The organism is Butyricicoccus intestinisimiae, assembly GCF_018918345.1.
GTDB lineage: Bacteria > Bacillota > Clostridia > Oscillospirales > Butyricicoccaceae > Butyricicoccus_A > Butyricicoccus_A intestinisimiae.
Genome location: NZ_JAHLQI010000001.1, coordinates 100,817 through 111,029, shown reverse-complemented (window position 1 = coordinate 111,029; position 10,213 = coordinate 100,817). Strand labels below are relative to the sequence as shown.

Below are 10,213 nucleotides of genomic sequence, written 5' to 3'. Positions count from 1 at the left end.
TCGTCCGCAAAATGGGCAGCATATTTTTTTCAGTTTGTTTCTTTTCATGCTTCTTCGTATGCCTTACGCAATTCCGCGATTCTTGCCGCTTCATAATCTTCAACTGTTCGCGGCTGCTGCTGCGCATCAAATCCTAATTGGCATTGCTCACGCGCTTTCATAACCGATGCCCGCTGTTCCTTCGGCAACTTTGATGTATCAACCGTGCGAATGTATATCAGCCGCCGAAATGGCGCGTCATCACTCAGCCCGGCGCACAGCTGACAAAATTTCCACCAGTGGAGATTTACTGTGTACAAATCAATCTTGTAATCTCGCGCAAACGACTGATACAGCGCATCTTCATCTTGCTCAAAGTCGTATCCAAGCTGTACGGTGCGTTTGTCACCTGATTCTTCCTTTTGCTCCGCGCCGCCGCGATAAAACCAGATCAGGCGCTCTACCGCGGCATCCACATTGTCGGGGATGTCGTTGCGGTAAAACGCCCGTAAGACCTGTTCGATATTTATTTTATCACGGTGTACATCTGCTTCCAGCTTTGCGAAAATGCGAAAATCTGGATTGATTCGGTATTTTCTGCCATCAACACGCACGGACATTGGCGGCTTGCGAAACATCACTTGTGATTGCCCTTATAGCGCCGCTTCTTGCTGCCGCTCGGCCTGTTCTGCTTCGCCGCAGTCCTGCGCTGCGCTCTGTTTTGATCCGCTTTCGTTACTTCGCCGACGATATATTGCAGCACGTCAAATGCGTCAAATGCATCCGGTTCTTCCGCGTTTTCGAAAATTTTATCAGCCGCTCCGGCGCCCAAGATGTCATCAATGCAATCGCAAGCAAACGCAAACTGATCTTCCAGCGTATCCGCCTCGACCGCCGGATCATTGCCGTATTCCTGCAGTTTCTTACCTGTTTTCAGCACCTTTTCCATGAATTCCGCGTTCAACTTCACCTTAAAGAGCGATCCTGCAATATCCAGCGTCAATTCCTTCTTTTTAAATTCAAAGCCCATGTTTTCTTCCCCCCTTAGGTTGCACTGTATGTGTACTCTGTCGGAATGCCGACGGACGATGCCTCTACGGTAAACGCAGCCAGCGCATTTGCGTCGCCATCACCATCGGATGTCACATTGATGGTCAAATTGCCCTTCTCGCCCATGCCGGTCAGTGCATTGAAATACACATATGGTACAATTACACCCGAACCGGTGCCGTACTTAATCTTATGACTGCAAGCCCAGTCCTGAAAGGCATCGCCAACCAAGCGCTTGCCGGAAACTTTAAACTTTCTCTGTGCACTTGTTCGACTCGTAGACTTGCCTTCATACATGTAGTTCGCATCCTCTGTTTCAGATTCAATGCTCTGACCAAGCGCTTCTACATGCGGACCCGCAACTGTGTAATCCACCTCTTTAGCCTGAGACGTTTCGGTCTGGATGCCCAGGATGAAGTGATTAGTTTTTACTTCTCCTTCGCCCTTAGTTCCGGGCGTGAATCCGGCCGACTTAATCAATTCGCTTACTTTCATTCAAAAAATCCTTTCTACGTATTCCACTTGCAGCGTGATTCGGTACGCCGCGCGGCCGTCTTCAACGACGGTTACAATCGCACCCATGCTGCTGTCGATCACACTAACGCAAGTGATGTTTTCACCTAAACTCGGATAATTCCCGGTTAAATTGCACTGATATATCCAGTGCGCAAAATCTTCGTACCAGTTCAGATTCTCTGTATTTTGCGCAATATCCTCGGCATCAAACGGACAATCTCGCACAAGATAAAATGTTCGCTTGCGATGACGCGCCCACATCATTTGCGTCACGTCTTCCGGTATATCATCAGCAACAATAGAAAAGTCACCAATTTTTCCCGGATTGCCGTCTACGTTCAGCCGACCGCCCGACATGCCGTCATATCCTTGCAGCCACCTTCTCAAGCCGGAAATCATTGTGTCTTTTCCGTTCACTTGATTTTTCCTCCTACCGCTTTAGCAAAGTCAGACAATATACGTTTTCCATCCTCTTTCATCGTCCGATCTACCCACTTAGATCCGCGCGTCGGCGCCCCGTGATAGGTTAGCGCTTTGCCTGTGTAGTGCTTCGGTGCGCGACCGCCCATCGCCTTACCCTCGTGCTGGTAGTGTGCGTATGGTGCTGGATACACAATGTATCCGTTTCCGCCTCCGCTTACGATGATTTGCTTGCTATTTTTCAGCGCGCCAGTCTGCATTGGTACGCGCCAGTCTGCATAGCGTGCGATTGTAGTACCGAGCTTTTTTACAGCTGCCGTGCTCTGTCCAAGCCCTCTGCGGCGTAAAATCTCCGCTGTGTTAATGGATGCCGCAACCCCGGTAATCTGCACTCTCATCGCGCTGTCACCTCCACATGATCCAACGGCGTACCAAACAGATACTTTGATACGTTTTCGACCTGACGCCCGCCTGCGTCTATCAGTGCAGCCGCATTGCCCGTAAACGCCCCAATGTCACAGCCGCCAACAACGATGTAATCACCTTGATGCACGGTGCACTCTGCCCAGGCATCCGCCGGAAAATCTACCAACGTAGCTGGTGCACTTGCGGTCGTTGTGCTGCTTGCGTTGATCGCCCGAACATCCTCTGTGTACACACCGTTTACCGTTGTCGGTTCCCATGCCACCGCATCGTCTGTCAGTGATTTGTTGTAAACCGTTACCGTTGCATTGTATCCAATCATCATGTAACACCTCTGTACAGTAGTCCGGTGTTTGCAAGGTACAGCACCGCAGCATCATACAACTGCTTGTCTGTGCTCTTACCGGATGCCACATATGTTCGAGACACACCATGATTGCTCTCACTGGCGACTTCGCCGCCTGCATCTTGCTTCGCGTACACATCTGCGACTGCACAGCACGCATTTTTCACGCGCTCATCCGTTGTCCAATCGTCTGTGATCTTGTCCAGCGTCAGTATATCCAGATAAGCGGACGCCTGCCGAGACAGACGGATAAAGTCTGCCTCGGCGATTGTCTTGCCGCAATAATCGTTGATGTAATAGTCATAGTCTGCGTAACACATGCAAACACCTACTTATCAATCTTTACGTCCTGCGTCTTGTTTTCCTTCGGCTTTTTCGGCTGCCGCAGCCCTACGAATCTGCCCATCACGATGCAGCATAGTGCAGATAAATGCCTGCAACCTTGTTGTCGTACACGTCAGCAATACCGACGTTGCGATAACCGAACTTGTACGCATCCGCATCCGGGTTTGCTTCCGGTGTAATGATCTTCGGCGCAACGTGCTTCTCAAACTGGATAACCGCAGGCTTATGAATAATCATAAAATTGATGTTCTTGCCGCTGGTCTTTTCTTTGATGTAGCCGCCTGCTTCCTCGCCGGAAGATGTGCCGTCCTGCTGGTCAATCGCAGTGTAAAAACGTGTCTGCGGCACAGTGATAACCTGTGCAAAGTTTTCCAGCACAGCGCGGGACTTATAGGTTTCCAGATCCTGAATCATGCCGTACAGAGTCGGTGTCACAAACAAATATCGCTGATCCGCCGGGACTTCGTCCTCGTCCATCTTAGTTGCGCCGGCACGAATCGCCTTGATGACAGCGTCACCAGTTGCAAGCGCAGCACCTGCGGCAATCTTAGAGATGCCGGTGATACCTGCATACGTTGCAAAGCGGAATGCGTCCAGCTCCGGTGCAACCTTTGTGCGGATAAACTCGCCGGACAGACGGCCGAACGCAATGCCTGCGGTTTCCAGATCGTCCATGCTGTCGATAACGAAAGATCTGCCGCGGTCAAAATTGCACTTCACGGTCTCGTTCGTCAGTGTCACGTCACCGGAGACATAGCCACTGTTTCTGCTGTAATCTGCCAGACCCTGCATAGACATCTTCGGGATAATCAGCTCGTTTGCGTTTGCGCCCTGTCGCGCCAGATCAGACGCGCCATCCAGTACGGATGTGCACGAAGCCAGCTTGTATGCTTCGTCAAGCAGCGGCACATACTGCTTTGCCAATTCAATTGCATTTGCCATTATTGTTTACTCCTTTGTGTTATTTGGAAGCCCCATCGCTGCACGCATGGCAGCCATTGCACCCCCAGCATTTCCGCCAGTTGTTCTTCCGACTACGCGCGGCTGCGGATCCCCGCCGTCATCGTCCGCGAAAGCGTGTGGGTCGCTTTCCTTGTAGGTCTTTACATAATCGTCAAGACCCAGCAGCTTGCCATCTTCCAGCTTCAAACCTTTATCCTTGAGATCGGACACAAACGCCTTCTTGGCTGCTGCGCTGGTAAACTGCATACCAGACACCGCACCATTGACAGCATAGCTATATTCCTGCTCGGACAGCTTATCCTTTAATGCCTGTGTGTCTGTGTTGTACTTGTTTTCCCAATCAGCCGCCTTCTGCTTGATGCCGTCAATATCCATATCCTTATACGACTGAATTTCTGTATTGGCATCGTTCAGCTGGGTTTTCAGTCCGTCTCGTTCGGTTTCCAGTGCTTCGATTTTACTTCTCAGCGCACCGACATCTGTACTGTGCTGATCCATGATCTGCTTCAAAACGTCATCGCCGATGTCCGGCAGCAAACCCTTGATAAATTCACGCTTCATCGTGTGTTCCTCCTGCCGCTGCGCTTTGTTGTCGCGGGTCGCATCCGCTGCGGCGCCGTAGTTTTGCGACTTCGGCACGGTCAAAAATAGAGCAGTTTAACGCCGTACTCAGGGCATAATAAAAGGCTACTGCTGTTACGCAATAGCCTTGGTATTCTGTTGTTAATAATCAAACAAGCTCATATGTTTGTTTAAAAATATCCGGCTTGCAGGGATATACTTCACCCTTAATGCCGCGAATGATATAATCACCCGGAAGAGCATAATGTATTCCTTCTAAGGTTTTGATTGCCAGACAGATTCTAGGATTGAGACCCATACCAAGATAACCTCTTTCTTCCGTTAGAATCTCACATGTGCCGGATTTAATCATCTCAGCAATCCACGTAGGGTCTTCCAGCTGGTTCTCGTCACCCGTCCAGCAAAATGCTTCAACGACTATCGGCTTCTTTTTATACTTCATGGTGTCTCCTTTCAGAAACAAGGTTCACTTGTTTTTCGCAACAGCTTTTACAAACGCTCTCACAACTTCCAATGTAGCCGCCACGCCGAGCAGCAAGTAATATACCGCAGACATTTTCAGCTTTAGTCCAATCATCAACAGCATAATTCCATAAATCATAGTTTCCTCCTAAAAACGGGTATAACAAAACCGCCTTTCCGAAGATTGGCGGTTTCTGATTTCAGTATTTGATAATTCCTGTTCTTTTTTGCTCTTCGTAATACTCTTTCCAATAGTTATACGATTCCACAGCTTCTGGCGGAGCTTTCTCTGTCAGATGTGGCAGTTCTTCATCATCATACCATACCCACTCAGGGTTGGTTTTAAAATACAATAATTTTTTCACATGATCACTTAATGTCATATAGCACCAACCTCCTTCATGAATGTAGTACAGAATTCTCTTGGCTTGTTACTAGTATACCATTCGCTAAATGATTCTGCAATAACCTCTTGACATATAGGGATGGTATCTACTGTAGAGTACTGAGATAGTTCTTTCGTCAGTGCATTTTCACGTTGTTGAACATTAACGTAGCCATATCCCATATCTTTAAGAACTTTATCTATTTTCTTTTTATAACCCGTCATGTTGTTCGCATATGCATAAGCATGTCCGAACTCATGATAGAATGCACCATCCGGAGTTGTGCCCCGCGGAAACCATCCTTCTTTTACCAATTTTTCATACTCTTCACAATGATAATTCCAATTACCTATGGTCTGTTTGTTGTATCCTATCGTTTTTGTTTTAGGGTTATACCAACCAACGGTATCAGAATTTTTGCTGTAAGAATACGCTATGGTTAAGCCTTCCGCGACTTGTGGATATACAGTTGCCATGCGCTCAAAAGCCGACAACATATGCGATAAAGTCTCTTGATCTCCATAGTATCTATCAAAGCCTTTCACAGTGTAACCCTTCTCTCGCATCTTTTGAGAAAAGTTTTCTATCATATCAGCTTGCTTTTTCGCGGTTGTGCCCGCTTTTCTCGCCTGGCTTCTGCCAAACCCAACGGTTTCCTGTCTTGCGCTCTGAACCTTCAATCCGGTTTGCTCCAAGAAATCCCGCTGTCGTTCCCGCCAGCTACGCAGCTTAACTGCTGCTTCTGTCGTGTCCAATCCAGCGGCTTCCATTGCTGCATACTCACGCTTCCATCGTCTGATTTGGCGTTCATTATGTCGCTGCATTTGGCTTGCTTCATACTCGGTGTACATTTTCCCGTTGTAGGAAATACTCTTATCCTCGTAGCTTCTCAGCTGGTCAGATGTGTATGCATGTCCTGCACCCTCGAAGTACGGAAAAAAGCTGTGTCGGCAATTCCAGCCACACAAGCCCGCGCCTGTTCCGTATCCCGTTGCTGACCGGAAATCTAGATACTTTGGATTTTTCCCAGACAGACTGAACACCTGCCCTTGCCACACAACATGTGAGGGACGCGCACCGGCGTGTGCCGTAGTCTCTACCAAGTCGCTGTCCAACTCATCCGCAAGCTGTAGCTGCATCTGTGCCGCTGTCTGGTTGATGCCGGTTACAACAGACCGCCTGACCGCCACTTCCAGCGTGTCCGATCTGCCGGACGGATACTGTACCGCGTGCAAGCCTTGCCGTGATAGCTCTTTGACTGCACTGCGTATTGCTGTGCTGTAGTCAAAAGCTCCGCTCTGTACTTCCAGCCAAGCGCGGTCAAGCGCATGTACAAACTGTGTTTGACCAGCGGACGCTGTTGTTTTCGTCAGATTCTTAAACAACTTTCCAGTTGATGTATATCCGGCATTCAGGATATTCTTCATCTCTTGTGACAATGCCGTCGGAACATCTGTACCATGCTGTCGGTAATACTCTCGGTCAGTTTCGAGTGCATCGTCACAGGCTTGCTGCATCAGCTGTTTGATTTCATCTTTGCTCTTGCCGGTCAGCTGTGACAGCTGCTTGATGATTTCCTGCTGCGTCACATTCATTTCACGCAGCTTTTGCCGCTGGTGCTCTGCCGCCGGTATCCAGTAATCATACTGTGCCAGCCGCCGCGCCATGTCAGCAAGAATATCCTGCTCAGCCTGTGCATACAGCGCAACCAGCGCATCCGGCAAGCTGTCTAGTACATTCGGGTCAAGCATCGCCGTTCAACCCAAACGGATCCGCTTCGTCTGTTTGCACCGGCATCATCTTCCGTGCTTCTTCCTCGCTGCACCCGAAGTACCACGATAGCAGCAGTTCCGGGCGGATATACTGTGCCGATGCCATCTGCATACGCTGCGCAAACTCCTTGTCAGTGTCTACAACAATGCTGTCATCCCAGCCGAACGATACTTCATATTTTCCCGCCGGTGCAAGATGGTTGATGGTTGCCCATACATCCATCGCGTAGACAACATCGTTCAATGCATGTTCCAGCGCCGCTTGCAGGGATGCAACTGTGGAATACGATCGCTGCTTGCTCGCCTTGATTTCTTCCGCCGTCTTTTCGACTGTTTGCGGATCTGATAATGTGCCATAGGCAAGCCCACACTGGAACTCAATCAGCTGCAACACGTGCTGGAGCCCCTTATATAGCGGCTCTTCCCGGATTTGCGGGCTGAACACCTGATACAACGGATTGTCAGAATCACCTAAATCCAACGCGCGGAATAGCCGCTTGAATCGCTTTGGAATCTTGACACCGCCGTTTTCATCCGGCATAAATGCCTGTGCAGAAATATCTACGGCGAGTTCCGTGCCCTCGAACTCCCACAGCATCCGGCTCCACTGCTCGTCTGCCTGTCGGATGGTATCAACCGCACGTGCATATACCGATACACCGAGCGGGCTGTCGCGGTCAATGTTGTTTGCCGTCGGTACACGGAAATAGCCAAACAGCGGGCGTGTAATGCCGTCAAGCGTCAGCTCACTATCCAGCCCAGCCCATTGCGGCGCCGCATCCAGCGACACGGGTACGCCGATGCTGTCACGATCATACGACATGTAAGCAACATTTTTGATCGTGTACGTTGTGCCGGTCAACTGGTGACACTCAAAGCGCGTATAAAACTGCCGTCCTCGTGTGTATCTGTCAACGAATACGCCGCCGGACAGATTGCCGGATGAATCGAAACCAGTCGGGAAAAATCGGTCTGCCGGAACGCAGTCAACAACGAGCTGCCCCGCATCTGTAGGATACGGCTTGAACGCCATGCCGCCCAGTGCGCAGCCCTGCTCAATCTTTTGCTGCAATCCCGCAAGCAAATGCTTGTACTGCTCATTGATGTATTCAGCTCGTGTGCTGCCGCTTACCTCGCTCTTTACTTCCAGCACGGTAAGACGCGCCAATTCTCCAGCGATAGCAGCAGGCAGCCCAAGCGGAACTGTTGTGCTATTTTTCCAATCCGGCTCGTTGCGGTACATCCTCTCCCACTGTTCCAGCGCGACTATCATATCGCTGGAAACATCTACATCCATGTGTGTTGCCTGTTTGATATTTGATGCACCAAGCATCTTGCTTACCACCTGCCTTATCCATGACAAAAATTTTTGAAACATCTTACCACCTGAATTTCTTGTGCAGAACGGTCATGCAAAAATAGCGCATGTCATCCATCGCGTGATCGTTTTCCTTAATCACTGCATCCTCTTGCTTTTTGTCATCCCAGCTGTACGCGCCGAACTCTCGAATAATATCCGTACAGCTCTCATGAACTCGGATACGCTCCGCGTTGAGCAGTGAGTTTGTAACGCGGATGCCGTCCAGCACAGCATTATTTGCTTTGATGACACGATACTTGCCATGCCGCCGAATTGTCTCGATGAACGATGCCGCAGACGGGTCTATTACAATCGCCTGAATCGTCCGACCTCTCGCCAGCTTGTCCAGTGCGCTGTAATACTCCTCATCCGTCTTTTGCTGGCGCTCCTCGCGTCCGTTGTAGTAGTACTCTGCTGTGCGGTACGCTGTGCCGCCATCAATGCACCACAGCCCCATAGAGCACGGGTTCATCGTGCCATAGTCGCAGCTGATGTAATACAGCCCTTTGTCCGGACAGCTTGACACAACATGCTTTTCTGCGCTGAATGTCGGATACACCAAACCTTCCGCGCGCTGCCACTGACCGAGAATGTACCGTGCATAATAAACTGTGCCAGCATATTCTTTCTTCAGCTCCGACACAATATTTTCCGGCAGGCATCCGTCATCAATCGTGTATGACTGCTGATAAATATCTGCGTCCGAATCCAAAAACTGCTTAAACCAGTGTAGCGGGCTGTCTGGATTGCACGTCCCATCAAAGCGGCTGTGTTCGCAGCGCAAACGCGATTTCAGCATCTGAAATACATCGACTGACCATGTTGTAACCTCATCGCCGTAAACGTACTCCATTGTTGCGCCCTGAATCTTTGCCACTTGATTCTTCTTGTCTGCGCCAATCGCATAGCACTTCTTACCAAATAGCTGCACAGTGTTTTTACTGTTGATTGTACCGACAAGCACATCTCCCCAGATATTCCGCATCGGGTCTAGGATGTTGCGCTCCAACGTGCCCTGTGTGTTGCCGATCAAGACAATCAATCCCTCGCCGCGGCACGCCATGATGCGCTTCGGAATCGTCACAGCGTAATCTATCCAACTCTTTCCGCTGCCGGTTGCACCAGTTTTGACATTCCACCTGTGATTGCAATGTCGTAAATACATCTGCTGATACTCAGTCAATGGCGCTGTCAATCCCTCCTAACAACTCAGCTGCACGCGCAAGCTGGTCTTGCTCTGCATCCTCTCGCGGCGTTCGTTCTCCTAGTAGGTCAATAACAACCTTTGCCGCTCCGGCATCGCCGTCCGTTGCCGCATCAACCAATCCCATAATCATGAGCATCTGATTGTCAATATCTTCTACATCGACATACCGCCGTACCGCCTTGTTAAACTTTCGCTTGTCGGATACCGGCAACGAAAGAAACAGATCAGCAGCTTCTTTCATGCTGCGCTTTCTGCGTCTTGCCTTACCGGATGCGATGCCGGCTTTCCTTGCGTTTTCTCGGCGTTCGCTCGGAGTTCGTTCTTCATTCGGTATCAAGTTTTCTTCATTCGCCACCGTCACCACCTTCCTTTTTCATAGCATAACAAAACCGCCCACGAAAT

16 protein-coding genes are annotated in these 10,213 nt (G+C 49.8%); all 16 read right to left on the bottom strand.

Annotation, left to right across the window (positions count from 1 at the left end; genetic code table 11):
* Window positions 1-44: 44 nt before the first annotated feature.
* The 16 genes from KQI75_RS00600 to KQI75_RS00530 all read right to left on the bottom strand — a co-directional run bounded on the left by KQI75_RS00600 (window position 45) and on the right by KQI75_RS00530 (window position 10,166).
* On the bottom strand, window positions 45-617 hold the full coding sequence (locus KQI75_RS00600) for a Gp15 family bacteriophage protein (protein ID WP_216468749.1): 573 nt from the start codon (window positions 615-617) through the stop codon (window positions 45-47).
* The gene (locus KQI75_RS00595) at window positions 617-1,009 is read right to left on the bottom strand and encodes a hypothetical protein (RefSeq protein WP_216468748.1); all 393 of its coding nucleotides are present in this window, start codon (window positions 1,007-1,009) and stop codon (window positions 617-619) included. Before KQI75_RS00595 ends, KQI75_RS00600 begins: the two co-directional genes overlap by 1 nt.
* Window positions 1,010-1,023: 14 nt before the next feature.
* Window positions 1,024-1,524 (bottom strand): phage tail tube protein, encoded by a 501-nt coding sequence (locus KQI75_RS00590; RefSeq protein WP_216468747.1) that lies wholly within the window; start codon window positions 1,522-1,524, stop codon window positions 1,024-1,026.
* Window positions 1,525-1,962 carry a hypothetical protein gene (locus KQI75_RS00585; RefSeq protein WP_216468746.1) on the bottom strand — a complete coding sequence of 146 codons (438 nt, stop codon included), beginning with the start codon at window positions 1,960-1,962 and terminating at the stop codon, window positions 1,525-1,527. It lies immediately after the preceding gene.
* Window positions 1,959-2,363 carry a minor capsid protein gene (locus tag KQI75_RS00580; protein ID WP_216468745.1) on the bottom strand — a complete coding sequence of 135 codons (405 nt, stop codon included), beginning with the start codon at window positions 2,361-2,363 and terminating at the stop codon, window positions 1,959-1,961. The genes KQI75_RS00585 and KQI75_RS00580 overlap by 4 nt, the downstream gene beginning before the upstream one ends.
* Window positions 2,360-2,713 (bottom strand): hypothetical protein, encoded by a 354-nt coding sequence (locus KQI75_RS00575; RefSeq protein WP_216468744.1) that lies wholly within the window; start codon window positions 2,711-2,713, stop codon window positions 2,360-2,362. Before KQI75_RS00575 ends, KQI75_RS00580 begins: the two co-directional genes overlap by 4 nt.
* On the bottom strand, window positions 2,710-3,054 hold the full coding sequence (locus tag KQI75_RS00570; protein ID WP_216468743.1) for a head-tail connector protein: 345 nt from the start codon (window positions 3,052-3,054) through the stop codon (window positions 2,710-2,712). Before KQI75_RS00570 ends, KQI75_RS00575 begins: the two co-directional genes overlap by 4 nt.
* 85 nt (window positions 3,055-3,139) lie before the next feature.
* The gene (locus KQI75_RS00565) at window positions 3,140-4,021 is read right to left on the bottom strand and encodes a hypothetical protein (protein ID WP_216468742.1); all 882 of its coding nucleotides are present in this window, start codon (window positions 4,019-4,021) and stop codon (window positions 3,140-3,142) included.
* A gap of 6 nt (window positions 4,022-4,027) precedes the next feature.
* Window positions 4,028-4,603 (bottom strand): phage scaffolding protein, encoded by a 576-nt coding sequence (locus KQI75_RS00560; RefSeq protein WP_216468741.1) that lies wholly within the window; start codon window positions 4,601-4,603, stop codon window positions 4,028-4,030.
* A gap of 169 nt (window positions 4,604-4,772) precedes the next feature.
* Entirely contained in the window at window positions 4,773-5,066 is a 294-nt protein-coding gene (locus tag KQI75_RS00555; RefSeq protein WP_216468740.1) for a hypothetical protein, read from the bottom strand.
* A gap of 24 nt (window positions 5,067-5,090) precedes the next feature.
* Window positions 5,091-5,225: a hypothetical protein gene (locus KQI75_RS13670; protein ID WP_281416163.1), complete on the bottom strand. Its 135-nt coding sequence runs from the start codon at window positions 5,223-5,225 to the stop codon at window positions 5,091-5,093.
* 61 nt (window positions 5,226-5,286) lie between these two features.
* Window positions 5,287-5,469, bottom strand: coding sequence for a hypothetical protein (locus KQI75_RS00550; RefSeq protein WP_216468739.1), 183 nt, complete (start codon window positions 5,467-5,469; stop codon window positions 5,287-5,289).
* Complete coding sequence (locus KQI75_RS00545) at window positions 5,466-7,223, bottom strand: phage minor capsid protein (protein ID WP_246566285.1); 1,758 nt, start codon at window positions 7,221-7,223, stop codon at window positions 5,466-5,468. The genes KQI75_RS00550 and KQI75_RS00545 overlap by 4 nt, the downstream gene beginning before the upstream one ends.
* Window positions 7,216-8,577, bottom strand: a complete 1,362-nt coding sequence (locus KQI75_RS00540) for a phage portal protein (RefSeq protein ID WP_246566282.1) — start codon at window positions 8,575-8,577, stop codon at window positions 7,216-7,218. Before KQI75_RS00540 ends, KQI75_RS00545 begins: the two co-directional genes overlap by 8 nt.
* Window positions 8,578-8,623: 46 nt before the next feature.
* Window positions 8,624-9,787 carry a PBSX family phage terminase large subunit gene (locus tag KQI75_RS00535; RefSeq protein WP_246566279.1) on the bottom strand — a complete coding sequence of 388 codons (1,164 nt, stop codon included), beginning with the start codon at window positions 9,785-9,787 and terminating at the stop codon, window positions 8,624-8,626.
* Entirely contained in the window at window positions 9,780-10,166 is a 387-nt protein-coding gene (locus tag KQI75_RS00530; protein WP_216468736.1) for a hypothetical protein, read from the bottom strand. The genes KQI75_RS00535 and KQI75_RS00530 overlap by 8 nt, the downstream gene beginning before the upstream one ends.
* Window positions 10,167-10,213 lie beyond the last annotated feature (47 nt).